Below are 26,523 nucleotides of genomic sequence, written 5' to 3'. Positions count from 1 at the left end.
ACCAGATTGTGCGTGGCTACAACGAAAATAAGCTGTCTCCGGTTGAACACCAGAAACAGCTTATTGCCGAGGGCCTTGTTCCATCTTTCCACTTTTCTTATGAGTGATTGCGGATAAATATAGATGATCTATACAGCCATTTTATTTGTGTATCTAGCAATGTTTTGGGTAATTTTGCGACTCGTTAAAAAACTTACTCCGAACCAAATACAAGCAAAGATGCTAACAAGGAGAGCCAAAATAAACGTATCTACTTTAATGGTTAACACGTTAATTTCGATAAACTTGTACACAAAAGGTGTCACAAACAACATCAATGGTGCGATAAACAGGATCACCCCTGCAAGCAAGCTCCCCAGCCCAATGAATAACTTGAACATCAACAGTCCAGCAATTCGCCAATACTTTTCACTCGTAATCACATCCTTGATGCTTTCTTCCGCATGCCCATGGCTAGAACGATTGTCGTGTGACACATGTTCTGGCGTCTCTTCAGCTAATAAACTGCCTAACACTTTGCGCTTCATCATCATGTCCCAATTGGCGAACTTGGGGGCTAGCTTAAGAACTTGAGCCAATATCGGCAATCCGATCAGTGTAATGGATAGACCAGCACCAAATGTAATACCCACGCTGAAAAAAATGAAATACAGTAAGCCGCTTGCAAATGTGTACATTAGAAATGCGAAATGTTTGAACGCTTCAATTATTAATTTACTCATGGTTCATATCTCCCCCGATTATCATATTGGCGTTGCAGCGCAGACCTGCAAGCCGATACATCAACCATATAAGGAGACATGCCACATTGGTAAGTGACGAAATGTCATATGACATCATTCAATCCTGTTATGTTGTAAAATGATAGCGAAATAGCTTGATACTACAGCATTCCTTCACTTCGAGCAGCATCGACAGCCGCCTCGCGATTGCTTACACCTAGCTTAGAATAAAGCGTGGAGCAGTAATTGCGGACCGTTCCTTCGGATAAGAACAGTCTTGCTGCAATGGATTTGTACCGTAATCCTTCCGACAAATACCGAAGGATCTCCTGTTCCCGCTTCGTAATTCCGTAAGGAAGCTCCGTCGGTGCAGAAATAGACTTCTCGGATTGCTCACGTTGCTGCTTCAAATGCGCAAATATCGTTGGGGAGATCGACTGATCGATCCATGTCCCACCAGTATAGATGAGTTTAAGCGCACTGATCATCTCTTGGGGTTGGATGGACTTAAGCATATATCCGTCCGCCCCTCCTTCAAGAGCCGTGGCAGCTTGTACAGCGTCTTCGAACGTCGTCATGAGGACGATCTTCATATCTGGCCAACGCTGCTTCATCGCTTGCAAGGCATCTATTCCATTCATTCCCGTCATTTGCACATCCATAAGGACGATATCAGGCTCGTGCGTGGCACATTGCTCAAGCGCGCTCTGCCCGTCTTGGGCCGTTGCAATCACGCTAACACCAGCTCGTTGTTCAAGAATATGCTGCAAGCTTTCCGTAATGATTGGCTGGTCATCAACCAGCAGCAAGCGAATGCGGTGCTCCACCGCTTCCTCTTCGGCTACTGGCAATGTGCAAATGACCACTGTTCCTTCATGCAGTGTGGAATGTACCATGAGCGAACCGCGCCACTGGGCGAGACGGTCCTTAATCCCTGTCAATCCAAATCCATGCCGAACGTCTTCCATTCCTACGCCATTGTCTTCTATTTGCAGCCGCAACTGTTCCGGATCAAAGTATAGTTGGACGTTTATGATCGTTGCCTGGCCATGGCGGGCTGCGTTGGTAAGGGATTCTTGCATGCATCTATATAAGCAGAAACTCATTTGATTCGTGATCGGCACTTCAGTTCCAAAGCGCTTGAAATGGATGGTGATACCTGTGGATTGGGAAAACTCATCCATTAACTGCTGTAAGGAATCGCCCAACGACTCCTTGAGCGGGGTTGGAGCTAGTTCGTGCAAATGCTTACGGATATCGTCCAATCCATTGCGTGCGATACCTGTAAGAATGGCAATTCGCTCGGATTGTGAGTCGGTTAAAGAGGGTCGCAATGACTCCATACCAACAACAAGCGAAGTGAGCGTATGCCCAATCGTGTCATGCAGTTCATGGGATAAGCGATTTCGTTCTTCCTTTAAAGTGAGCTCTTCAATTTGGAGAAGATGCTGCTCCAATACACGCTTCTGCTCTTTGATAACTAGGCTCTGCTTATAGTTAAGCACAAGCGTTTGGATCGCATACCCGAACATAAAGTAGAGCGTTCCATTGAACGGCATAGCTAGCAAAGCTTCAAGGAGTGACTCGCTGCGAATCCATCCCATAATAGGTAGCACAATGGCTGCACATGACAGTAAAGACCACCAAAAAGATTCCCGATTGCTGGCATACCCAATCAAAAAGATAAAGATGGCGATTTGCCAGCTATTTTCAGGCAATGCATACGTGAGATAGAGATGAAAGGCGCCTGCCATCGCGATCTCCACAACCAAAAACCATTTATTACTGAATTGTTGTATAAATACAGGAATACTGTAGACCAAAAAGGCCAGTAGAAGAACGAACCATATCGGCGCATTGAAATATTGTGGGTTAATGAATGCCACTATTACGATATTCAACAGCCACAACGTTCTGATGATAGATATCATCCAATCGTACCAATACCATTTCTTTATTTCCATATAGCTATCTTCTCCTCATCTATCTCACAATTTCATCCTCATATGAAGATGTATGCAGACGTACTAAGCGTTAAAAAAGAACTATAAACGAATATGACAAACCGTCACTTGGCGGTATGACTGCTTCTTTGTGATACTTTGGATGGCTGTTCACCACTCATCTAACGGCCCAAACCATTCTAGGGAGGCAATACCATGAAAAAGAACATGTTTAAGTTGTTGCTTGTTTCCATGCTCAGTTTGACCCTGTCGGGCTATTCCACCGTGAAGTCCCCATCCACAATCTCGGACACCAAGGCGATATCTACCCAACCGCATATCCAATGGCTCGAGCGCAATGCTATACCATTAGACTCGTCAAATCCTAGTTCTCCACTTCAAGATTTAGAACCCCTTCGCAACACGATCGGTTCTGCCTCCGTTGTAGGTATAGGTGAAGCTAGTCATGGCATGCACGAAATTTTTACGATGAAACACCGTGTTGTCCAGTTTATGATTACGGAAATGGGCTTTACCAATCTCGTATTAGAGCTAGACTGGGAAACGACTTTGAAGCTTGATCATTACGTCCTTACCGGTGAAGGAAATCCAAGTCATTATCTGACTCCTATGTTCAACACCAAGGAAATGACCGATATGTTTCATTGGATTCGTAACTATAACGCTGACCCTGCACACACCAAGAAAGTACGTGTGATCGGAATGGATAACCAAAGTGCACACAAAAACATATACGACAAGATCATAAACTATGTAAAACAACACAAACCAAATCTACTTCCTGAACTAAACCATAAATTGAAAGAGCTTATAAATGCGACAAAAAGGATTGAACCTTTCATGGTATTACCTAAGGCAGATAAGAAAAAGTATGTAGCTATTGCCCATCATATTGTGAAGACACTTGAAAAAAGCCAGACTGAGGGTGACAAACAAAACGAACAATATGCATGGGTACTGCAAAGCGCTCGTATCCTCAGCCAACTTACTACAACCGGAGCAGCAGAGAACACACCTGATTTCTTCTTCAAACATGATGTGGCTATGTATGAAAACGTAAAATGGGTGCAAGAGAATTTCGGAAAAACGATCGTATGGGCTCATAATGGGCACATTTCCAAAACAAACATGATTCCTTTTGTATACCCTGAAATAGCTGGACAACACTTGGCTAAACACTATGGCGACAACTATGTAACTATCGGAACATCCGTACATTCAGGCAAATATAATGCTAATAATAGTATTGGAAAATTAGGGATGCACGGAACCGCTCGTTCCGATAACCCTAAGAGCTTTAACTACGCACTCGGAAAAATAAAGCACGGTCAGTATGTTATCGATTTACGTAGAGCTAGTGGCTCAACAAAAAGTTGGTTAAATGAAAAACGTCCTTTGCTTCTCGGAGTAGCTACTGTAGCCCCTCATATCCCGTTAACACACGATATTCCGCTCGGCAAGACGTTTGACATTCTCATTCATGTTCAAAAGGTTACTCCATCTCAATTGAATAAATGATGTCATTCGTAGAACATCAACAATCTGCCTCCTGACGAAGGTTAAACAAGCTGTTCCCAAATGTATACTGGAAGCAGCTTGTTGCCTCAGCTTTTTGCCATGACGCCTAAATAGGCCCGTGACCATCCAAATGTTAAAGCGATTTAATATATGTTAGTATATAGGATAATTATTGAAGGAACCTAAAGAAACTATAAAATATGGACTAATGTTGAGGTCAGCGATCAAGACCATAGCAGAGCATCTACCATCCCATGTAATGACTACATGACCTCGCCATATCGTAATCTGTAACAAATTGACGAAATTTAGTTATATAGTCCTAATTTAGCATCTGGTATTAATCCCGATTTTTACGCCGCGCTCGCTTTGTATCCTCGCTCTGACTTTTCAATCATTTTCATCCTACCAATTAATATACAGAATCATTTGTTTAAATTTTACACCTTTAAAAAAATCATGCCGCACAACGGTTTGCCTAAATTAAATAACCATAATAAGTAAAGTTTAAATACGAGATCAAATATCCCCTTACATTTCCATAACATGATTTGTGTTATAAAAATCGCGCCATTCCGCGCTGGACAAGTCCTAGATGAAATAGTTACATTTTTGTCACTTCTGATTCTCCCAGACTATTGCCATCTTTTATAAACATATGGTAGTCTGGTTTTGTCGAGTTTCGACATTAACTTACACATTTTACTTCTAGGAGGGAATCTATGAAAACGGCAGCTAAAGCTGTGCTGATCGCCAGTGCAGTCTTCGGATGCATGCTTTTGGCAGATGGCGCGCTCGGGATGAAAGCTTACGCCTCAAGCGAAGCAAAAAAGCAAGCAACACTTTACATTAATCAAGCACCTGTAACTTTTAACGATATCATTCCAATCATTGATGAAGATAAAACGATGTACGTTCCTATTCGTGCTTTTGCAGAAAAAATGAACTATTCGTTCGAGTGGAAAGCACTTGGCGATGATCAAACGCAAATCGAAATCGCTAACGGCGAAAAAACGATTGTGATTACGTTCGAGTCGGACAAGCCGTTCGCAACGGTAAATGGCGTTAAAGTCGACATGGGTAACGAACCTTGGTCTTATAATGATCATACATATATTCCGTTCCGTTTCTTGATGGAACAGTTTGACTTGGATTTCAAATGGAATCCAGAATACTTAAATACGGTACCGCGCATTCAGCGCTTTGCCGAAGAAGATCCGAATCCAACTAAGCCACCTGTAACGAAGAACAAAGCAGAGCGTGTATTGGACACGGCATATGACCAGTTGGGCGTTAAATATGTGTGGGGTGGAACTACCCCGAGCGGATTTGACTGTTCTGGCTTTGTTAAATATGCGTTCAGTAAGCATGGCATCAATCTGCCACGCACATCGCGTGACATGTACAAATATGCAGGTACGCCTGTGAAAAATCCTGAACAAGGCGACCTCGTCTTTTTCGCAGCTGGCGGCAAAGGCTCGTCGATTACACATGTCGGTATTTATGTCGGCAACAACAAATATATTAATGCTTCATCCGGTAAGGCGCGTAAAGTTGTCGTATCCAGCTTGTCCTCTTCTTGGTCTAAGCGTACATACGTAGGCGCTAAAAGCGTGATGTAGTTATGAATGATGACCCCTACCTCTTTATTGCAGAGGTAGGGGTTTTTTGCATTTTTTGTCCTTTTGGCACGTGTTTCCCCCGACCTCTCACACTCAAATTGAAAACGATATCATTTTCGGGCCAAAATCATATTGTCCCCATTACCAATATCTGCTACGCTCAACTATATGTGTTTCTTATTCTGTTACATCATGCACACGCTAACTTCACATAACCTACTGCGGCTAAGGAGATGTATGAATTCATGAAGCTTTCCATTGGTGCATTTTCGTTTAATAATTTGCGATTAGAAGGTAAAATGAACATTTTTTCTTACATTGAAACGGTCCATGAACGTTTTAACTTACAAGCGCTCGACTTGTGGAATGCTTACTTCGCCAATATTTCGCGTCCACTCTGGCAAGTGGCAGACGACGCTACGCTGTTTCGCATTAGAGATGCGCTCAAGGAGCGCGAGATGACAGTCGTTAATCTCGCGGTAGATACGGCGCATGTGTGGGACCCTGACCCCGAAGTTCGTGAAGCGCTGCATCAGAACGCGCTTACGTATTTGCGCGCAGCTGAGCTGATCGGTGCGCAATCGGTGCGTATTGATGCCGTCCAGCATGGCGACGGTGTCCTCAGTGAGGAAGCGCTTGAATACATTGCAGCGCGCTACCGTGAGTATGCCGCCCGTGGACAAGAAGGCGGCTATTGGGTCGGGCCTGAAAATCACACCGGCTTCTCCGTTCAACCGGAAGCTATCGCTCGCATTAGCACAGCGGTGGATCACCCTAGCTACGGCGTATTGCTGCATATGGGCCGTTGGGCTTCAAAGGTGCCTTCCGTATCACGGAAGCCACAGTTACCAACGGAGGACGAAATGGCCGCTGGCGACGAGCACGTAGCGCGTTGGGCACGCCATACGCACATTGATTGGCGTACGCTGGAGGCAGAGAACGCCGGAGCTAGGCTGCATGGGCTGGCCCAGCAAGGCTATGACGGCTATTGGGCGGTCGAGCATCACGCGCCAAGTGGTCAGTTAGAAGCTGTCGAAGAAGCTTTGCGGCGACTGCGTGCGCATGGCGCACATGCCGCGTCGTTGTCGGCAGCGCTTTAAGCAGGTTAGTCCAGACCTGTTACACAGCACTACGCTGCAACGCGTTTCTATCGCGTTGCGGCGGGTTGTAGCGCGTACTTGGCGCACGTAGTCGGTGCGTACTCGGTGCGTACTCAGCGCGTAATCAGTGCGAGTACTCGGCGCGTGGTCGGCACGCAATCGCTCGTAGTCGGCGCATATCCACTCGTATTAGCGTGTTTCAGTATACCGATATCCTCAGGAGGCCAAGCAACTATGGAACGCAAACGTATCGCCGTCATCGGAGTAGGGCAAATCGGCAAGCACCATTTAGATGAATATAAACGAATCGGTGGAGTAGACATTATCGCGGTGTGCGATTTAAATGAGACCGAAGCCCGTCGGGTTGCAGAACAGTATGCAGTTCCGCATGTATATACCGATTTTCGTGAGTTGTTAAAGCGCGATGACATCGATGCTGTCGATGTGTGCTTGCACAACAACTTTCACGCACCCGTGACGATTGAAGCACTGCAAGCCGGCAAGCATGTTTACTGCGAGAAGCCGCTGGCTGGATCGTACTGCGACGGAGCTGCCATGGTCGAGGCTGCGAAGGAGACGGGCCGCATGCTGCATATTCAGCTTGCGACTCTGTACCAGAGCGAGACGAAGGCCGCAAAGACGCTCATCGACGGTGGCAAGCTCGGGAAGCTGTACCATGCCCGCTCGACAGGCTTTCGTCGGCGCGGCCGTCCGTATGTGGACGGCTACGGTACGCCTGCCTTCACCCGCAAGGAAACGGCCTCAGGGGGCGCTTTGTATGATATGGGCGTGTATCATATCGCCCGCTTGCTCTATTTGCTCCAATTGCCGCAGGTGACGCGTATCAGCGGCCAGACTTATCAAGAAATGGAGATGCTCGCAGATCGACGGGCAACTAGTCAATTCGATGTTGAGGAGCTAGGCATCGGCCTTGTGAAATTTGAAGGCGGTCTAACCATGGATATTATTGAAGCGTGGGCCGTTCAGCTTGATGGCTTTGAGGGCAGCAGCATCGTCGGCTCCGAGGGTGGCATTCGTCTGCCATCCCAGCATCAGGATGCACTGCCGATGACGTATCATTTTACGACATGCGATATCGATATGGATACGGTCATTCATTTAGCTGCCATGGAAAAACGCAGACATTTATTAAATGAACACGAGTGGGCTTATGACTCCTCGCAAGGACATTGGATTGCCGCCCTTAACGGCCTTGTCCCGCTTCTACCTACCGCAGAGCTGGCGCTCCAGACGATGCTCATTAGCGAAGGCATTTACATGTCGAGCACACTCGGGCGCGAAGTTACGGCAGATGAAATCATAGCAGCTTCCGTGTCTACGGCCATACGCCTTTAAGGTATAGGGTGTAGATACAAACAATTGCGCTAAGTGGCCATACAAACAATAATTCCTAGGCATGAACGAGAACTACTCAATCCAAAAGGAGCAGCACAGCAATGGGGGAAACAGGAATAGGCAAGCAAGATAGTGCAGGCAAGGGTTTTAACGGACTGCGTCTATTTATATTTTTACTTTACGGGGGCACATCGATATTCAGCAACTTCTTTCCGCTCTATTTGCAGGAGCACGGCTGGAGCAAAGCGGCTATCGGCACCCTGCTTGCCGTCGGACCGCTCCTCTCTATTTTTGCTAACCCGTTCTGGGGGTATTGGAGTGACCGTCTGCAAAATATTCGACGCATCTTAGCGTTCTTACTTATCGGCAACATGATCGTCGTACAAGTGTTGTTTCAACTTAACGAATACATATGGCTATTTGCGGCAACAAGCTTGTTATACTTCTTCCAAATGCCGCTCTCTGCTCAGGCCAGCAGCTTAATTTTGACTTCCATACAGGGCACCACGTATCAATTTGGCGCTTTTCGCCTATACGGCTCCCTTGGCTGGGCACTGACTGCTGTTGCTGCGGGCCCCTTGTTCAATGCGCTCGGTGTACAAACGCTCCATTACGTGTATGCGTGTCTGCTAGCGCTAACATTCGCCAGCGTGCTGCTGTTGCCGCAAAAGCCAGCTAAGTTAGATAAGTCAGGTAAGTCAGATAAGCCGTCGGGACAGGCTAGTACGTATTCGGCACGCCAAATGGGCCGCGTCCTATTCTCGCCCACATTTGCCGCTTTCCTCGTGTTCAGTGTGCTCGTGAGTGTGCCGAACGCCATGAACATGTCGTTCGTCTCGATCTATATTACGGAGCTGGGCGGCTCGAAGTCTGCGGTGGGCTGGTCTATTTTCATGTCATCTATTTTTGAAATTGTCGTCTTCCTACTATTCGACCGCTTCTTGCGTCGCAATATGCGCTTTATGTTCATTTGCTTGACCATCGTGAGCGCCTTGTATGCACTGCGCTGGCTGTTGATGTCCATTGCGACTGATCCATGGCACATTATTGTGATTCAAGCCCTGCACTCGATTACGTTTGGCGGCTTCTTCTATGTGGGAACACAGTTGACTGCGTTGTTAGTGCCGGGTAAATATCTTACAACGGGCCAATCCATCTATACGCTGGCATGGGGTGGTATTTCCAGCATGATCGCCGGATTTCTCGGCGGTACGCTGTACGACAGCTTCGGATCTACGACAATGTACTTATGGGGGACTTTGTTAGCTGCACTTGGTACATTCGGCTTTGCCGTACTAATGATCAGTGTTACACGCCGACAACCCGATTTGAATAGTGAAAATAGTTAGATTCTTGAACACTATTACACAAAAAAGCGGCCACACCGCCTCAAGGTAAGTTCTCACTTTACCTTAAGCGTGTGGCCGCATCATCGTGCGTTGTTTATGCTTTTGGAAGTACGAACGAGCTCTTCATCGACACAACCAAGTTAAAGACGATGTGGTCTTCCTTCGTATGCTTCGGATCTACGTTAAAGTAGCCGTGACGGAAGAACTGGAATTTGTCTTGCCCTGTTACATCCTTCATGTTCGGCTCAACGAAGCCTTGCTCGGCGATAAGAGAATCTGGATTAATACGCTCCAAGAACGAAGAATCGCTCTCTTCCTCTTCATCAAGAATAAGTGGCTCGTACAGACGGAACTCTGCTGGTACGGCATGTGTTGCTTCGACCCAGTGAATCGTTCCTTTTACTTTACGGCCCGTAAAGCCGCTGCCGCTCTTCGTTTCAGGGTCATACGTGCAATGAATCTCGATTACATTGCCGTTCTCATCCTTCACGACTTCGTTGCACTTAATGAAGTAAGCGTGCTTCAAACGTACTTCGTTGCCCGGGAACAAGCGGAAATACTTGCTCGGCGGGTTCTCCATAAAGTCATCTTGCTCAATATAAATTTCACGCGAGAACGGAATTTGGCGCATGCCCATTTCCGGATTCTCTGAGTTGATTTCAGCATCAAGCCACTCTACTTGGCCTTCTGGATAGTTCGTGATAACCACTTTGAGCGGCTTCAATACGCCCATCGTACGCGGCGCTTTCAGCTTCAAGTCTTCACGAATAAAGTGATCCAAGTACTTGGAGTCAATCGTACCGTTGCTCTTCGTTACGCCGATTTCACGGCAGAAGTTGCGAATCGATTCCGCCGTAAAGCCACGACGACGCAAGCCGGAAATTGTCGGCATACGCGGATCGTCCCAGCCATCAACGACACCCTCGTCCACGAGCAATTTAAGTTTGCGCTTGCTCATAACGGTATTCGTGATGTTCAGACGAGCGAACTCATACTGATGCGGAGTCGCTTCCATCTCCGTCTCTTGCACGACCCAGTCGTACAGCGGACGCTGATCTTCGAATTCAAGTGTACAAATGGAGTGCGTTATGCTCTCAATAGCATCCTCAATCGGATGAGCAAATGCGTACATCGGGTAGATGCACCATTGGTCACCTGTATTGTGATGCGTCGCATGAGCGATGCGGAAAATGATCGGATCGCGCAAGTTAATGTTTGGCGAAGCCATATCGATCTTAGCACGGAGCACTTTCTCTCCGTTGCCGAATTCGCCTTTACGCATACGCTCGAACAGGTCCAAGTTCTCCTCAACCGAGCGGTCACGGAACGGACTGTTCTTGCCTGGCTCAGTCAACGTGCCACGCGTCTCACGAATTTGATCGGATGTAAGATCATCCACATAAGCTTTGCCCTTATTAATAAGAAGCACAGCACGGTTGTACATCTCTTCAAAATAATCGGATGCAAAGAACAAGCCATCCCAATCGTAGCCGAGCCATTTTACGTCTTCCTTAATGGCTTCAACGTATTCTGTGTCTTCCTTCAACGGATTCGTATCGTCAAAGCGAAGATTGACGAGTCCCTTGAACTCACGTGCCAATTCAAAGTTCAGGCAAATGGATTTCGCATGCCCGATATGCAAATAACCGTTAGGTTCTGGTGGGAAGCGCGTAATGACTTTGTCTACGCGACCTGCTTCCAGATCGTCAACGATGATGTTGCGAATAAAGTTAGATGTGTTGTTCGATGTATTGTCTACCATAAAATCAACCTTTCTCTTCCCTATAACGCTTTGCTTACTACTATACCTGTTACATTCGTGGAGTTCAACAGTGAACCGCCGGAGCAAGACGCCCAATTTCTCCACCAACGTCAACGAGCGGTCATTCCATTTATACGAGCATATTGAACAAGTTCAAATCTTTATTCAGCTCGGTATATTGGAAGCCTTTTTTACGCATACGCTCGATCAGCGCATCGTAATCTTCTGCCTGTGCCAGCTCGATGCCAACTAAAGCAGGACCGTTCTCTTTATTATGCTTCTTCGTATATTCAAAACGCGCTATGTCATCATTCGGACCGAGCACATCCTGCAAGAACTCCCGCAAAGCACCTGCACGCTGTGGGAAATTAATCATAAAATAATGCTTCAGCCCTTCATACATAAGCGAACGCTCTTTAATTTCCTGCATCCGATCAATATCGTTGTTGCCACCGCTAATGACGCAGACTACATTTTTGCCGCGAATATGCTCTCGGTATAAATCAAGTGCTGCGACCGTTAAGGAACCAGCTGGCTCAACGACAATCGCATTCTGATTGTACAAATCAAGAATCGTCGTACACGCCTTACCTTCGGGCACTTGAATGACATCGTCCAGCACTTGGGAACAAATTTCATACGTCAACGAGCCCACGCGCTTAACCGCTGCGCCGTCTACGAACTTATCGATATGCTCAAGTGTGATGACTTCCTTACGCTCCAATGCAGCCGTCATGGAAGCTGCACCTGCTGGCTCTACCCCGATGACACGCGTGCTTGGGCTAACCGTCTTCACGTACGTGCCGACGCCCGCTGCCAGGCCACCGCCACCTATCGTCACAAATACGTAATCGGCTGGAACGTCGAGTGACTCCATAATTTCCATGCCAACCGTACCGTTCCCGCCCACGATATACGGATCGTCAAACGGGTGAATAAACGTGCTACCTTCCTCATGACAAATGGCCATCGCTGCCTCATAGGCGTCATCATACGTGTCGCCTGTCAGCACGACATTCACGAACGAGCCGCCGAAACGCCTCACTTGCGCTACCTTCTGGCTCGGTGTCGTGCTTGGCATCACGATCGTGCCGCGAATTTGCAGCGTCTGGCACGAATAAGCTACACCTTGCGCGTGATTGCCCGCGCTTGCGCACACAATGCCACGATCCAACTCGGCTTGCGAAAGATGGCGTATCATGTTGTACGCTCCGCGAATTTTAAACGAGCGGACGATTTGCAAGTCTTCCCGCTTTAAGTACACGTTGCAATCATACTTTGCCGACAACACCGCATCACGCTGCAACGGCGTCCGGACGATGACTTCCTTTAATACGTGATGCGCACGTACTACGTGCTCCATCGTTACAGCAGGTGTCAGTACAGTGTCCTTCTTACTTTTCGTCGTCTCCATCTCTCTAGCCGTCCCTTCATCTCTGTGTTTAAGTCATCGCGATAGGTAGCCCGCGCGATAGCAGTTGTTAATCATGACATCAGGAATGTTCCATTCACGCACCGCCCAAAGACGCAAAAAAACCCGCCCCAACAAGGGACGAGTTGATCTCGTGGTACCACCCTAATTCCGCATAAACCGCGCTTACTTCGATCCAGAAGCAGGGCTTATACGGCGCTTGGCCGCGTTGTGACGCGCATCCCGTTAACGAGGGACAGCCGTCCAAGCTTACTGCTGCGCCTACGTGCGCAAGCCGCTGTTCAGCTCGGAATCTCGGAGATGATATTCAGCTCTGTCAGCCATCGACTTGCACCGTCCGTCGACTCTCTGGAGACTGCGTCAAAGCTTACTCGTTCTCGTCATGGATCATAGTCGAACCTTAATATTGGTACTAATTATGGACTTCCTGTAATCCTCGTGTCAATGGTTGTCTGCTATTTTTTCATCAACAAATAAATAAAGTACGGAGCGCCAATAAAAGCAGCCATAATGCCGACTGGAACGCCATCAGGAGAAGCGATATTACGCCCTATTGTATCGGCGAACAATAAGAGCCAGCTACCAATCAAAATGGCGACCGGAATAAAGAACTGATGTCTTGGCCCGACTAAAGCTTTCGCAATATGCGGAGCAATTAAACCGACAAAAGCGATGCCTCCCGTGACCGATACAGCAGAAGCCGCTAACGCTACGGCCGTTAACAGGAGGATTACTCGCTCCTTCCCAACCGATAGACCAAGCCCAACTGCTACATGCTCATTTAGCGCAAGAATGTTCAGTCTATTCGCTTTATACAGCGTAAACGGGATCAATACGATTAACCACGGCAGCAAGGCCCACACAAATGGCCAATCCGAGCCCCAAATGTTGCCGACAAGCCATTTCGTAATAAAGTCCACTTTCTCACGATCTGCCGATGAGATAAGGACGACCATTAGTCCGGCAAAAGCAAAAGCAAATCCAACCCCCGTAAGCACGAGCCTTACGGGCTGAAGCCCTTCATGCCGATGGTAGGAGCATACGTAAATCAGACATCCTGTCAGCAAGCCTCCCGCAAAAGCAACGAGTGGAAGCACATACACAAATGTCCCCACGTCGATCGGTACATATAAAAAGAACACGGATATCGCTACGCCTGCACCTGCGTTAATGCCTAAAATACCAGGGTCAGCCAAATCATTGCGCGTAACCCCTTGTAAAATAGAGCCCGACAAGGCTAGTGCAGCGCCTGCCAGCAGCGTAATCATAATGCGCGGCAAACGGATGGAAAAGAGGACAAAATCCTCTTTGAAAGTGCCTTGGCCGAGCAGGGTTGGCAGTAGTCTATCGTAAGATAGAGACGCGGGGCCCCATCCCATCCCGATTACGATTGTGACAATAATAAGCGCCGATAGGCCCCCTAAGATGAAGCGCTGTTTCTTAAGTAATGCAGTGTGAATCATGATAATGATTTGCCTCCTTTATGCACAATAAATAGGAAGAAGGGCAAGCCCATCATGGCCACGATTGAAGCTACTGGCGTTTCGTACGGTATGTTCATCGTACGGCCAAGCATATCGGCGAACAACATAAAGTTAGCCCCTAGTATGGCGGACATCGGGACAATAAAGCGATAGTCTGTTCCGACTAATGCACGTGCAATATGAGGAATCATAAGTCCGATAAAGATCATATTTCCGACCAGTGCAACAGAAGCGCCCGCAAGCAAAATAATGACAATAAACAAAATCGCTTTAACTAGTTTTGTATTTTGCCCCAAGCCAACAGCCACTTCGTCACTTAAACTTAAAATCGTAAGCTGTTTGGAAAGAAGCAGGGCAATGACAATCCCCACTATAATAAAAGGAACGATAAATTCTAACTGCTTCCATGAGGTGCCGACGAGGCCTCCTGACGTCCACATAGAAACATCTTTTGAAAGTTTAAAATAAATGCCGATCGCCTCAGCGATAGCGTTCAATAATGCGGTCACAGCCGCTCCTGCGAGTACAATTCGGAAAGGGGACATGTTTCCCTTTTTAATGGATACGATGCCAAGCACCATAGTGGCTCCGACGCCCGCACCGATAAAGCAAGCAACGATGATCGTTATGTAATTGGCAGTAGGCAGCCAAGCAAGCGCGATCGCTAAGGCCGCGTGTGCCCCAGCAGTTAAGCCGAGCAAGCCCGGATCAGCAAGCGGATTTCGTGTCATGCCTTGCATAATAGCGCCTGCTATCGCCAACGCAGCGCCAACAACGATGGCCGCGATTTCCCGTGGTAAACGGATTTCTCGAATAATGGACATCGAATCGCCTACGGCTTGAGTAGTTAAAGCTAACCATACTTCTTGTATAGAAGTATCTGCTGCCCCAACAACCATAGCTAACGCAAATATCGCCACCAGTGAGAGAAAGCCGGCAAAAAGTTTATAGCCAAATGGAATGGAACGTCGTTTATGTATTGTCATTGGTCTCTTCGCTCATCTTTCTGTTATAAAATAAAGGAAGAGGAATTCTTAAATTTAAGAATTCCCCCTCTTACGATTATTTTTTGCCGAGAAAGCTTTTAATAAAGAAGTCTAATTGTAATTCAAGCGTTAACGGATCATTGAAATAAAATTCCATCATATTCGCTTCGAACACTTTATTGTTCTTCACGGCTGGAATGTTCTTGTACGTATTCGTTTCTTGGAACGCAACCGTTGCTTCTTTATTTTTGCTGAAAATGATGTAGTCTCCTGCATATTGAGGAAGAACTTCAAGTGACAACGCGTAGTAGCCATCCTTCAACGCCATTTCCTTTACTTTTTCAGGCATCTTCAATTTCATTTCTTGATACAAAATTTCAGTGCCGCGGCCCCAGTTGTCGCCGTATACGTAAAGCTGCTTATCAAAGTTCTCGATAACAGATACAGTTGCATCTTCACCGATCTTAGCTTTAATGTCTGTTCCGGCCTTTTGTGCACGTTGCTTGAAATCATCAACCCATGCTTGTGCTTCCTTCTCTTTATTGAGAAGTTTACCGATCTCGACGTGCTGGGTTAAATAATCCACTTTACCGTACGTGTATGTGACAGTAGGTGCAATCGCCTTCAGTTTCTCAACATTTTTGACATTGGATAGTCCAATGATGAGATCCGGGTTCAATTCAATAATTTTCTCAATATTCTCATCCGACACTTCAGCTACATTCGTTAGCTTGTCCTTAAAACGTGGATTCTTCATCGTCCATGTATCCACACCAACAAGATTAACGTTCAAAGACATCACGTTACCCGCAAAGGATGACAAAACGACAACGCGTTTAGGATCAGCAGGAACGACAACCGGCCCATTTTCAGATTGGTACGTGATGGTGGTTGCTTGGCTTTCTTTAGCTGGCGTACTATTACAAGCACTCATAATGAGTAGCATGATGAATAGAAACGGAATGTATACTTTTTTCATGGTGTGCTCCCTTGAAATCTTATTGTGACAACGTCTGATAATGTTTGATAATGATTATCATTTACAATCTGATAATTAATATAATGGCAACCATGCGGGATGTCAATAGTGCCTGGAACTACAAAAAAAAGGGAATGGCATTTACTTTATTGAAAATGATATACAAGTAAGCTTTATTTTCAAAAAGTTACAGTTTAAATCGTATTATGCATTGACGTGGTAAAGTGGTCATGTTTTAATAAGTTATCATACTAACGTTTAAGGTGGAACTGATTATGAATGCTGTCTTATTGTCGTTAGGCGTCTTGTTCGGTTTAAGCTTATTGCGTGTAAACGTCGTGCTAGCGATGCTCGTCGCCACGCTGGTAGGTGGACTTACTGGGGGCCTTAATTTTGCTGGCATGACTGGAATATTTACAGAAGGACTTAAAAATAGTGCTGGCCTCGCGCTGAGTTACGCGCTACTTGGCGCTTACGCCGCAGGCTTAGCGGATACCGGCCTACCGGAGCGGCTCGTGAACGGTGCTGTACGGCTGATTAGCCGCAAGCAACGCGCCGAGGTACCTAGCATGGCCGCGCGGATGATTGTGTTGGCAGCGATTGCGCTGATCGCCTGCCTGTCGCAGAACGCGATTCCAGTGCACATCGCGTTCATTCCGGTGTTAATTCCGCCGTTGCTCGTGCTGTTCAACAAGCTACGAATTGATCGACGCGCAGCAGCCAGCGCGCTGACGTTCGGCTTAATTGCCCCCTACATGCTACTGCCTGTAGGATTCGGCGCCATCTTTCATGATACGGTAGCCACAAACATGACACAGAACGGACTTACCGTTGATGCAGCTATGCTGCCGCAAGCGATGCTCCTGCCGACGCTCGGTATGGCCGTCGGTCTCGTCGTAGCGCTTGCGTTCTCCTATCGGAAGCAGCGTGTATATAGCGACAGTACGGGAAATATGGTACATGCGAAAGCAAGCGGTGAACATGATACAACTCGCGAAGAATTTGTTGGTGCAGAAAAAGGAACAGGTACTAGTGCAATTGTTGGTGCGGGAACAGGTGCTGATGCAGCAACCGGAGCAGCCATAGGAACCGCTACAGGCGCAAGCGTTGGTACCGACAAGCAAGCAAAATCTCATGATCGTTGGATTGCAGCTACTGGGCTGGGCTCCGTTATCTCCATGTTAGCCGTACAACTTAGTACTGGCTCGATGATTTATGGCGCTGCCGCTGGCCTTGCTGTCCTGCTCCTCACACGTGCTGTTGCCTGGAAAAATGCCGACCGCGTATTTACGGACGGCATGCGCTCAATGGCTTACATCGGCTTCGTTATGATGACAGCGGCCGGATTTGGCGCTGTACTGCGCGCTACAGGGCATATTAACACCCTTGTAGAAGCTACTGCTGGTGCCGTTGGCGACAATCGGGCGCTTGCCGCCATCTTAATGTTAGCCATCGGCTTGCTCGTCACGCTCGGCATCGGTTCGTCATTCTCAACCGTGCCGATTATCGCTACCGTCTTCGTGCCGCTGTGCGCTGCACTCGGCTTCAGTACGCTAGCAACGGTCGCGCTGATCGGCACCGCCGCTGCACTGGGCGATGCAGGTTCGCCTGCCTCGGACAGCACGCTAGGTCCAACCGCGGGGCTAAACGCGGACGGCCAGCACGACCACATATGGGATACATGTGTGCCTACATTTTTGCACTACAACATCCCGCTACTCATCTTCGGCTTTATAGCCGCAATGGTGCTATAAATAGAAAGGCGACCGATTACATCATCATAATCGGCCGCCTTTTTTGTATGTTGGGAATGTGAACTGCACTTGTCCTTCCTGTATGGAATTACAAGGTTCAGTGTCTTTCAAATAGTGGACAGCTTTTTGGATCTAGGATGTATTAAAGCCTAAGCTGCCTCTACTCGACCGCCTCATCCATATCATATATCTAGTGCATAAATCCAAATTAGAGCACTACATATAGATACACGCACCGTACCCACTTCCGATTAACGCAGCCTATCTTATATCCCCCTGTTGTCCTCTTTTGTATAGACATTTTGTTGTTTTTCTACCACTAGAGGACATCTAAAGCACATTTGGAGTACATCACACGATCGACGGACATCTGAAACATATCTGGTGCACATCACATAATTGACGGACAGCTGACATCATTATCATCGAAGGCATCCTGACCGTTATATTTCCTTTCGCTGAAAGTAAGTTAATCCACCCACAAAAAATACGACAAAACCGCCAATGATAACGAGAAGTAACGTCTCCATCGATACATTAAAAGCTCCGTAGCTGTGCGTCTCGCGTGGCAGCATTGACAATGCAGGCTGGACCCATGGATAAAACGGGCCGAATCTCTCCGAATTGACGATAAGTAAATTCGGCATTGTCAGCATGACATTAATGGCCAGAGGTGCGGCAAAGCTGGACCACGCTACGGAGACGAACATTTGCAGCGCGGCAAGCGGCAATGTAGCCACCCAACTGTTGAAGCCACTGCGCACAAGCTCCGCCCAAGGTACAGGCGTTGCGAAGTCGCGCAAGCAGCCAATAGCCACGACACCGCTAATAAATAGTAGCTGTGTCACCAGCAGCATGAAGCTGACAAGTAGCATCTTCGTTATGTACAAGCTACTGCGCGACATAGGCAGCGCCAGCATCTGCTTCCATCCGCCGCCTGCATGCTCGTAGCGGCAGACGAAGGCCGAAAATACGCCCGCCAAAAGAGGCAAAAATAATAGCACGTGGGCTGCACCCATAACAGACAACAACATTGGCCACTGCATCTGCTCATCGCTACCCACGTTATACATCAAGCCGATCAGCGCGGCTAGGGCTGGGCTTACGAACATGAGCAGCCAAATGTTTGATCGGCGCAGCTTAATCCATTCTGAGCTTAGTAAGTTCATAAATGAAGTTATCGATCCCATGCTAGTTCACGTCCTTTCTGAAGAAGTGAATGACACTGAACCCATAGACAATAGCTCCTGCCGCCAACCCCGCCATAACAAGATGCTCCGGTACATGGCTCTTAATAGCTAGGTGTATCCATTTATAAGGAAACCAGTCTGGCATTGCAAATGAAAATAAGCTGACAACGGTTCCTAAAATGCCAACCGTTAAGGACACGGCTTGGTTACGCACAACGATAGACAGCCATAACTGAAGCGCTACAATTGGCATTGCTGCTCCAAGCGGATAAAAGCAGTTGCTCAACAGCTTAGTCCAAGGCACTTCCCAACCGAAGCCAAGCCCGACGCCTAAGATAACGGTGCCCACTACTAGCAGTAAGCAAGAAACAAACAGTAGGATCAAGCAAAGGATCAGCTTTGATGTATATACACTAGTGCGCGATATAGGCAGCGCCAGCACTTGCTTCCAACTATGTTGCTTATGCTCAAGTCCCGCAATCATCGAAGCCACAAGCGTAATACCGAACAACAGGGCTACCATAGCTAACGAACTTACTTGTTCTAGTAAAGCCCCCCACAAATCAGAGGCATACCTAGTAACTAAATAGTCGTATCGAATACCGAAATTTAGCGCCTGCAAGCTAATGACGCCAAAAGGACCTAAAAAGATAAGTACCCATATCCATGTACGGCGTATTTTAATGAAGTCCGAGGAGAGCACCCTGCCTAGGCCTATCATAGTATGCTCTCCTTCCCCGTCATCGCCAAGAACAGATCCTCTAGCGACTGGCGCTTTTCCTCTACCCGATAAACATCATGGCGTTTATGTACAAGCTGCTCGACTAAGGCAGCTATCTTCGCATCTGTCATGTTGTCGAGCATAATAGCACCGCTCTCAAGCTCGGCTGAACATCCAGCAGCTGACACTGTCCGAAACGCTTGCTCGGGATCGGACACGACAAGGCGCACACGGTGTTGCGCCCGACTTTGCAGCGCTGCTATTGAATCTTGAAACATGAGTCGGCCCTGCTGAATAATAGCGACGCGGTTAGCCATTTGCTCCACTTCACTCAGCAGATGGCTAGAAACGAGTACCGTAATGCCGTGTTCCTGCGGCATGCTTTTGATCAGTTCCCGAATTTCCAAAATGCCGGATGGATCTAAACCGTTTGTCGGCTCATCTAAAATGAGTAGTTCTGGGTTTCCTAATAATGCTGTCGCAATGCCGAGACGCTGCTTCATCCCCAACGAAAAACCTTTGACTGGGCGTCGAGCTTCCTGTGTAAGCCGCACAATGGACAGTACCTCACTAATGCGCGACTTCGGCACATCCAGTATGCGTCGAACGGTCTCCAAGTTCTCCATGGCCGTTAAGTGACCATAATAAGAAGGGTACTCTACAAGCGAACCGACCTTTTTCAAAATTTCCATACGCTGCTGATGCAGCTCTTTTCCGAATATGCGAATATTGCCCTTTGTCGGGCGAATTAACCCAAGCAGCATGCGGATCGTTGTCGTTTTCCCAGCCCCGTTCGGGCCTAAAAATCCGTATATGTCACCACGCTTTAATTGCAGCTTCACGTTATCGACCGCCCGACGAGAGCCGTACTGCTTGGTCAAACCGTCCGTTTCAATCATCATTTCACTCATCGTTATCACCTCGGTAATTAGCTTACAACCGGCAGGTTAAACGAAGAGTACGCTATGTTTAAGTTTCGTTTAATTTCAAGTCTGTTTGTTGAAAAAAGACCACCTGTGTTCCGTCCACACTACTGCGCAGCTCCCACTGCAAGTCCATTTCGCGCATCATCATTGACACAATCGTAAGGCCGATGCCCGCGCCTTTGTCTTCCGATGCGGCCTGAATGCCCGGCCCTCGATCTTCTATGATAAGCGCCAATGTATGACGTACGGGGAGATGTGCAGACGGTGTGCCATCTCCTGTGAGCTTCTTTGGACGATGCGTGGCCTGCGCATCTCGCCCTGCGGCTTCCACCGGAGAATGCGTGGCTTGCGCATCTCGCCCTGCAGCTTCCACACGAATGCCGATATAGCGCCCCGAGACAGCGTGGCGCATTATATTTTGAAACAAGTTGTCTAGTATTCGCTTCATCCACAGCGGGTCAACATTCCACATGAGAGGTTCGTCTGGTAGATCGACGTGTACTTCCAGTCCTTCTTTTTCCCAGATTGGATACCAGCTTGCCGCGCTTGTACGAACTAGGCGCAGGATATCAAGACGCTCTGGATGAAAGGGGTACTTTTTTGCTGAGAGCAAGGTGTAGGAAAATAAATTGTCTACAAGTTGCCCCACATCATCCACCTTAGCATCAATTAATGCGAGCGACTGCTTTCCTTTTGCAGACAGCACTTCATCACCCAAAGAGTGGGCGTGCCCCCTGATCGTCGTCAATGGCGTTCGGAGATCGTGTGACAAATTGGCAATTAGCTTTTTCCGTAATTCCTCTTCTTCTCGCTCCCGTTCACGACTCGTATGTAGCTCGCCAATCATCTGATTGAACGCTTGCTCTAAGCGTCCGATTTCATCCCATTTTTTAACCTCGACTGGGTGTGGAAATCCGCTATCATCTGTTGTCGTCATGGCCTCCTCCAAATGGACGAGTCGCTTGCGCATATGATAGAAGAACAGCCAAGAAGCTGTCACGAAAGCAATAAATATAACCGCGATGACGATGACAATTTCGGTCGTTCCGTATAAAGAATCTTCTTTTACCATAAGGGAACGCTCAATTTGGATGGCAATAAAGCCTTGCTTGGGGTCTTTGCCGATGAATGCAATAGATGTAAAGGGATTTCCATCATACGTTTGCTTCACAAAATGAATACTGTCAGCGGCGCTCCACTGTTGTGGCAGATCGCCTCGCTCCGGCAGCGCAAGCTGCGTGTGTCCCGTACTGTCCACCCAGAAAAACTGCGCCTTCGGATACTGGCGCTTCATTTCATGCAATGCGAGCTTAATCTCCTCAGGAGCGATAGCCTTGAGCTTGCCAGCAGTTTGATGCCATTCCTGCTCTATCCTTTCCCCATTGGCATAAATATTTTTCGCTTCATGATCATTCTGGTCGGATAACAAAAGCGGTAAATTCGTGATAAGGGCGGTAATCGGAAATACAAGCGGCCACACCAAAAGTGCGCCCAACACAATAAGCATATATTTAGCTAGCATCGAGCGAAAGAACGGAACCTTCATCTGTTCCAGCTTCATTGCTTCACTCGGTAGCCGATGCCGCGTATCGTTTCAATAATGTCTGGTTCCCCAGGATTGCGTTCTAGCTTTTCTCGCAAGTGTCGAATATGTACCATGAGTGTCTTATCGCCATCGATGTAAGACGCGCCCCATACGCCTTCATAAAGCTGTTCTTTCGTCAAAATTTGATTCGGATGGCGCAGCAGATACGAAAAAATATGATATTGCTTGCCTGTAAGTGCAATTTCAGTCTCTGTGTTGTTGTCTACGATGCGGTTCTCTTCGAGGTATATGTGTAAGTGCTTGAGCTTGATCATGGCAGGTGTCTGTTTCTCGAAACGGCGCAGTAGCACTTCGATTCTTGCTGCTAACTCATCAGGATGAAACGGCTTCGTTACGTAATCGTCGGCAAACTGCAATCCGTGCAACTTATCGTCAATGGCGGTGCGCGCAGATAGCATGAGGATAGGCGTATGCGGGAACTCCTTTTTTAGCCGCTGTCCGACTGTGAATCCATCTAAACCTGGTAGCATCACGTCTAAAATAGCGAGATCACATCCGCCTATAACTTGGAGAGCTTGTTCCCCAGAGGTCAGCCAGTGGACATCGTAGCCTCGATCAATTAAGTACGCGCTCGTCCATGAGCCAATTTCACGGTCATCTTCAATATATAACAACTTTTGTTTTGTCATGGCGCAATTCTCTCCCATCGTCTCTGAATCAAGGTGATTTGTGTTGAAACGTATACATGAACAGATGGTTGTTGCTTTAATATCCGTAGCAGCAGCGTGCATTTTCTCGCAGCAATACGGCGGCTTCCTGTTCTGTTATCCTTTGCAGTCGGGCCCAATATGCCGCCACATCACGGACCATGGTTGGAACCGTAACTGTTCCAGTGAACTCACCCTCAAACGGCCATGGCCCATCCGTTTCGGTCATGACTTGCGTAATCGGATAGCGTCGTGCTAGCGCTTGAATGTCTTCCTCATATGTAATATCCGGTGTGAACGAAATAAAATAGCCGTTAGCAGCCATCCGCTCTACCGTATCGGCGTCCCCCTTAAACCAATGAAAATGCGCTTTGCGCACGTTATGCCGCTCTAGTAAATCACATACTAGCGGCGCGTCGTCATAGACGGCATGCAGCACAATGGGCTTGTTCCAAGCAGCCGCCCGCTGAACAAATTGCTCTAACAGCTCCACGTAGGGCTCGCGACTAAATACATTCCCTTGCTTTGCCGCCGCTTCCCGCTCGTAATAAGGCAACCCCACTTCACCTACCGCAGCCATCTCTGCTTGGTGGACATCCATCCAAGCCAGCAGTTCTGCCACTTCGGCATCCGTTGGCAGCGCCTGCTCCGGATGGAAACCATATGCAGGCAGCACCCGCTGCGGGTAACGACGTGCCCATGCTTGCGTCGCTTGGCTAGACTTAAGCCCCATCGAGACCGCTACGACATAATCAAGCGGAAGTGTATCGTCTTCAAGCAGCTGAATGATCGCTGCTTGTGCTGCCCCTGAATACGTATCCAAATGAATATGCGCATCGACGTATGCCGACTTCTTTGTAATATCTACATGGCTGCTTTGCATACTTACATCTCCTTAAACGATCGGATAATCATTCCTTTTTAATTCCGTAAGCGTTGCCTAAGCGTTACGTAGAAAGTCTCTCCCGAAGCTGCGGGCGCAGCTCCTGCTTTGTAATGACTTGCGCCTTGTTAATAAGCTGAGCATGCAGCAAATCGAAAGCCTGCTCGCCAATTTCGCGGCTTGAATTCGTAACCGTTGTAATGTCGAGCAATTCGCCTGTCTGTTGATCGTCGCAGCCGACTACTGCTAGGTCACGAGGAATGTCGATCCCGCGCTTCTTCGCCGCGGTCACAATGCCAGCCGCAATATGGGTGCATGCGGTCAGCAGCGCTGTTGGGCGCGTCTGCGGCTGCATGTGCTGCCATTTGTCCACAACCTCGCTGCCGTCTTGGAAAGTTATGCAGCCTTCAAATGCCCACGCAGCCGCTGGGGCGACCTCAATGCGCTGCATAGCATCGAAGTAAGCTCGTCTGCGATGACGGCTATTGAGGCTGTCCGCTCTGCCGATGCAGTAACCGATATGGCAATGTCCTTTTTCGATTAACACATTCATGCCCATCAAAAAGTTGCGGTAGTGATCGGTATATACACTCGAAATACGCTCCGAGTTCGTCATTTCACACGTCACAATAGGGCCAAATTGCGTATAGGGCTCAATCGCTTCATATTCATTTAAATGGGCGCACATAATGACACCGTCCATCTTTTTCATTTTCAACATTTCCAGTACTTCTAACTCTTTATCCGCACGATAGTCGGTCTGGCACACCATCAAATAATAGTTATGGCGGGTAGCTTGCTGCGCAATCCCAGCCAAAATGGAGTTGTAATAATGATTGCTAACAAGCGGCAGGATGACACCGATGACGTTCGTCTTCCCTGTTACGAGATGAATCGCATTTGAGTTAGGTAAATAGTTGAATTGTTTGATTATATTTAAAATTTCGGCTCGTTTCTGTTCGTTTACGTAGGGATGGTTGTTAATGACTCGAGAAACCGTAGACACGGACACGCCAGCCATTTGCGCGATTTGCTTAATATTGTACATGTCAATGTCTCCCTTCTCATCCCTTTAGTATAACGGGACTACAGGTAAATTGTAATTCAACGCTTGCTCTGGAAAGGTTACCACAGTTTATAGTAAGTTGTATGTCATTAAAAGGGAGCATCGTTACTATGCGCATTCAATTAAAGCACTTATTTTTTATTGGCGGCTTACTTATTCTTGCCCTAGGCATCAACATGATGACCACCGTCACTTCGTTCGGGCTTAGTCCGTACGATTCTCTGTTTATCGCTTTGTTTCAGAACTTCGGCGTTAGTATAGGCTTCTGGATGTTTATGATTAATTTCGTGTTTACGATTGTGGTGTGGGTGATGGACAAAAGCTATCTCACAATCGGCACGATATTGACGATGATTCTGATTTCGGTGTTTGTTGATGCAATCGGATCTGTGCAGGTGCTGATGGATATGATCCGTTCCTTTCCTAAGCTGCTTACACTTGTGCTCGGCAATATATGCATTGGAACGGGGATCGGCATATATGTCGCTTCGCGCGTAAGTACAGCTCCGCAAGAAGCGTTCGTACTCGTTGTGTCCGACCGAACCAAATGGACGTTTCGCAAAACGGAAATTATGTTGGCCTTTATCTTTTTGGCTGTGAGCTTCTCGCTAGATGGCCCGATTTATTTCGGCACGATCGTGCTGTCGTTTACGACGGGCTGGATTATTCAAGCAGCCCTCAACGTAGGTGAACGCGTGCTGCAAAAGGCGCAGAAACAGCCGCAATCGGCCTAAGAGGTTACTTGGTTCTTGCGCCCATTATTCTGGGCCAAGGTAGGCAAATGATACAAAAATCGCTCTCTTCTTGTTCAGTAAAGTACGGTATAGGTACGGGCTGAATCTTTTAGAAAGAGCGATTTTTTTGTCGTGTTATATGTTCAGCCAAGCATCCAAACGCTTTTTCTGCCTTAAATGATGCCTAACGTGCATTAAAATGTGATCATACCATTCTATCGCATTGATATGTCCAAAATAAGGATGCTCCACTTTTCGATCAGAATCAATCTTCTCCAATTGGGGTGCCAAATCCCTCATTTCCTGCGCGAAAGCTTGAAGCCGTTCCTTCAATTCTTCTTTGCTCGTCGGCTGAAACGCAGTATGCTCAGCAGATTCCGGCACCTTCGCACGAATGGGTGGTATGGAGCCTAACATAAAGACCACTTTCCCTTTCCACGTCTTCGTGGCCCCGGGCATCTTAGGAGCATCTACACATTTTTTTAGCGCAGCTATTTGCAACAATCCGGTTTCTATAATGTGATTGTACATTTCACCTAGTGACCATTGTTGTGCGGACGGCTTCTTTACTAGTTGCTCAAATGTATACGTATCAAGCGCATGCTCGTACTGTTGCATAATAGATAAAAATTGGCCAAGTATTCGCTTCTGCTTCACAAGTCCATCCCCTTAGCGTGTGGCACCCATAATTAAGATATGTTTCCTTCAAAAATGAAACAAAA

The 26,523-nt window shown here is 47.5% G+C and carries 22 protein-coding genes and 1 other annotated feature; of the genes, 7 read left to right on the top strand and 15 right to left on the bottom strand.

Annotated features, from left to right (window positions below):
- Positions 1-128: 128 nt before the first annotated feature.
- Together KIK04_RS11695 and KIK04_RS11690 are read right to left on the bottom strand one after the other, a co-directional pair.
- Positions 129-722: a sensor domain-containing protein gene (locus KIK04_RS11695; RefSeq protein WP_232278393.1), complete on the bottom strand. Its 594-nt coding sequence runs from the start codon at positions 720-722 to the stop codon at positions 129-131.
- A gap of 161 nt (positions 723-883) precedes the next feature.
- On the bottom strand, positions 884-2,686 hold the full coding sequence (locus tag KIK04_RS11690; protein WP_232278392.1) for a helix-turn-helix transcriptional regulator: 1,803 nt from the start codon (positions 2,684-2,686) through the stop codon (positions 884-886).
- Between the two features lie 195 nt (positions 2,687-2,881).
- On the opposite strand from KIK04_RS11690, the gene KIK04_RS11685 reads away from it, so the two are divergent.
- From KIK04_RS11685 to KIK04_RS11665, 5 genes are all read left to right on the top strand, one after another.
- Positions 2,882-4,204: an erythromycin esterase family protein gene (locus tag KIK04_RS11685; protein ID WP_232278391.1), complete on the top strand. Its 1,323-nt coding sequence runs from the start codon at positions 2,882-2,884 to the stop codon at positions 4,202-4,204.
- Between the two features lie 722 nt (positions 4,205-4,926).
- A complete protein-coding gene (locus KIK04_RS11680) occupies positions 4,927-5,826 on the top strand; it encodes a C40 family peptidase (protein ID WP_232278390.1) in 900 nt (299 codons plus the stop codon).
- 245 nt (positions 5,827-6,071) lie between these two features.
- Positions 6,072-6,926: a sugar phosphate isomerase/epimerase family protein gene (locus KIK04_RS11675; protein WP_232278389.1), complete on the top strand. Its 855-nt coding sequence runs from the start codon at positions 6,072-6,074 to the stop codon at positions 6,924-6,926.
- A 234-nt stretch (positions 6,927-7,160) separates the two neighbouring features.
- Positions 7,161-8,282 (top strand): Gfo/Idh/MocA family protein, encoded by a 1,122-nt coding sequence (locus KIK04_RS11670; protein WP_232278388.1) that lies wholly within the window; start codon positions 7,161-7,163, stop codon positions 8,280-8,282.
- A gap of 101 nt (positions 8,283-8,383) precedes the next feature.
- The gene (locus KIK04_RS11665) at positions 8,384-9,631 is read left to right on the top strand and encodes an MFS transporter (protein WP_232278387.1); all 1,248 of its coding nucleotides are present in this window, start codon (positions 8,384-8,386) and stop codon (positions 9,629-9,631) included.
- 94 nt (positions 9,632-9,725) lie between these two features.
- Here the strand turns inward: KIK04_RS11665 and KIK04_RS11660 are convergent, their stop codons facing one another.
- The 5 genes from KIK04_RS11660 to KIK04_RS11640 all read right to left on the bottom strand — a co-directional run bounded on the left by KIK04_RS11660 (position 9,726) and on the right by KIK04_RS11640 (position 16,274).
- Entirely contained in the window at positions 9,726-11,393 is a 1,668-nt protein-coding gene (locus KIK04_RS11660) for a glutamine--tRNA ligase/YqeY domain fusion protein (RefSeq protein ID WP_232278386.1), read from the bottom strand.
- A 130-nt stretch (positions 11,394-11,523) separates the two neighbouring features.
- The gene (gene ilvA, locus KIK04_RS11655; protein ID WP_232278385.1) at positions 11,524-12,807 is read right to left on the bottom strand and encodes a threonine ammonia-lyase IlvA; all 1,284 of its coding nucleotides are present in this window, start codon (positions 12,805-12,807) and stop codon (positions 11,524-11,526) included.
- Between the two features lie 131 nt (positions 12,808-12,938).
- Positions 12,939-13,218: a binding site (T-box leader), on the bottom strand.
- Between the two features lie 62 nt (positions 13,219-13,280).
- Positions 13,281-14,288: a FecCD family ABC transporter permease gene (locus KIK04_RS11650; protein ID WP_232278384.1), complete on the bottom strand. Its 1,008-nt coding sequence runs from the start codon at positions 14,286-14,288 to the stop codon at positions 13,281-13,283.
- Positions 14,285-15,295, bottom strand: coding sequence for a FecCD family ABC transporter permease (locus KIK04_RS11645; RefSeq protein ID WP_232278383.1), 1,011 nt, complete (start codon positions 15,293-15,295; stop codon positions 14,285-14,287). The genes KIK04_RS11650 and KIK04_RS11645 overlap by 4 nt, the downstream gene beginning before the upstream one ends.
- A gap of 76 nt (positions 15,296-15,371) precedes the next feature.
- The gene (locus KIK04_RS11640; RefSeq protein ID WP_232278382.1) at positions 15,372-16,274 is read right to left on the bottom strand and encodes an iron-hydroxamate ABC transporter substrate-binding protein; all 903 of its coding nucleotides are present in this window, start codon (positions 16,272-16,274) and stop codon (positions 15,372-15,374) included.
- Positions 16,275-16,549: 275 nt separating this feature from the next.
- Here KIK04_RS11640 and KIK04_RS11635 point away from each other — a divergent pair, with 275 nt between their 5' ends.
- Positions 16,550-18,028, top strand: coding sequence for a Na+/H+ antiporter family protein (locus tag KIK04_RS11635; protein ID WP_232278381.1), 1,479 nt, complete (start codon positions 16,550-16,552; stop codon positions 18,026-18,028).
- Positions 18,029-18,471: 443 nt separating this feature from the next.
- Here KIK04_RS11635 and KIK04_RS11630 read toward each other — a convergent pair whose 3' ends face one another.
- The 7 genes from KIK04_RS11630 to KIK04_RS11600 all read right to left on the bottom strand — a co-directional run bounded on the left by KIK04_RS11630 (position 18,472) and on the right by KIK04_RS11600 (position 25,049).
- Positions 18,472-19,197: an ABC transporter permease gene (locus KIK04_RS11630; protein ID WP_232278380.1), complete on the bottom strand. Its 726-nt coding sequence runs from the start codon at positions 19,195-19,197 to the stop codon at positions 18,472-18,474.
- A gap of 22 nt (positions 19,198-19,219) precedes the next feature.
- Positions 19,220-19,939 carry an ABC transporter permease gene (locus KIK04_RS11625; protein WP_232278379.1) on the bottom strand — a complete coding sequence of 240 codons (720 nt, stop codon included), beginning with the start codon at positions 19,937-19,939 and terminating at the stop codon, positions 19,220-19,222.
- A complete protein-coding gene (locus KIK04_RS11620; RefSeq protein ID WP_232278378.1) occupies positions 19,936-20,850 on the bottom strand; it encodes an ABC transporter ATP-binding protein in 915 nt (304 codons plus the stop codon). Before KIK04_RS11620 ends, KIK04_RS11625 begins: the two co-directional genes overlap by 4 nt.
- Positions 20,851-20,908: 58 nt before the next feature.
- Positions 20,909-22,426: a HAMP domain-containing sensor histidine kinase gene (locus KIK04_RS11615; RefSeq protein WP_232278377.1), complete on the bottom strand. Its 1,518-nt coding sequence runs from the start codon at positions 22,424-22,426 to the stop codon at positions 20,909-20,911.
- Positions 22,423-23,100 carry a response regulator transcription factor gene (locus KIK04_RS11610; protein ID WP_232278376.1) on the bottom strand — a complete coding sequence of 226 codons (678 nt, stop codon included), beginning with the start codon at positions 23,098-23,100 and terminating at the stop codon, positions 22,423-22,425. The genes KIK04_RS11615 and KIK04_RS11610 overlap by 4 nt, the downstream gene beginning before the upstream one ends.
- A 76-nt stretch (positions 23,101-23,176) precedes the next feature.
- Complete coding sequence (locus KIK04_RS11605; RefSeq protein WP_232278375.1) at positions 23,177-24,001, bottom strand: TatD family hydrolase; 825 nt, start codon at positions 23,999-24,001, stop codon at positions 23,177-23,179.
- A 64-nt stretch (positions 24,002-24,065) separates the two neighbouring features.
- The gene (locus tag KIK04_RS11600) at positions 24,066-25,049 is read right to left on the bottom strand and encodes a LacI family DNA-binding transcriptional regulator (RefSeq protein ID WP_232278374.1); all 984 of its coding nucleotides are present in this window, start codon (positions 25,047-25,049) and stop codon (positions 24,066-24,068) included.
- A gap of 128 nt (positions 25,050-25,177) precedes the next feature.
- Between KIK04_RS11600 and KIK04_RS11595 the strand changes: the two genes are divergently transcribed.
- Entirely contained in the window at positions 25,178-25,801 is a 624-nt protein-coding gene (locus KIK04_RS11595; protein ID WP_232278373.1) for a YczE/YyaS/YitT family protein, read from the top strand.
- Positions 25,802-25,936: 135 nt separating this feature from the next.
- Here the strand turns inward: KIK04_RS11595 and KIK04_RS11590 are convergent, their stop codons facing one another.
- Positions 25,937-26,458 carry a DinB family protein gene (locus KIK04_RS11590; RefSeq protein ID WP_232278372.1) on the bottom strand — a complete coding sequence of 174 codons (522 nt, stop codon included), beginning with the start codon at positions 26,456-26,458 and terminating at the stop codon, positions 25,937-25,939.
- Between the last annotated feature and the right edge of the window lie 65 nt (positions 26,459-26,523).

The sequence above is a fragment of the Paenibacillus sp. 481 genome, assembly GCF_021223605.1.
GTDB lineage: Bacteria > Bacillota > Bacilli > Paenibacillales > Paenibacillaceae > Paenibacillus_B.
This window is presented reverse-complemented; position numbering and strand designations above follow the sequence as displayed.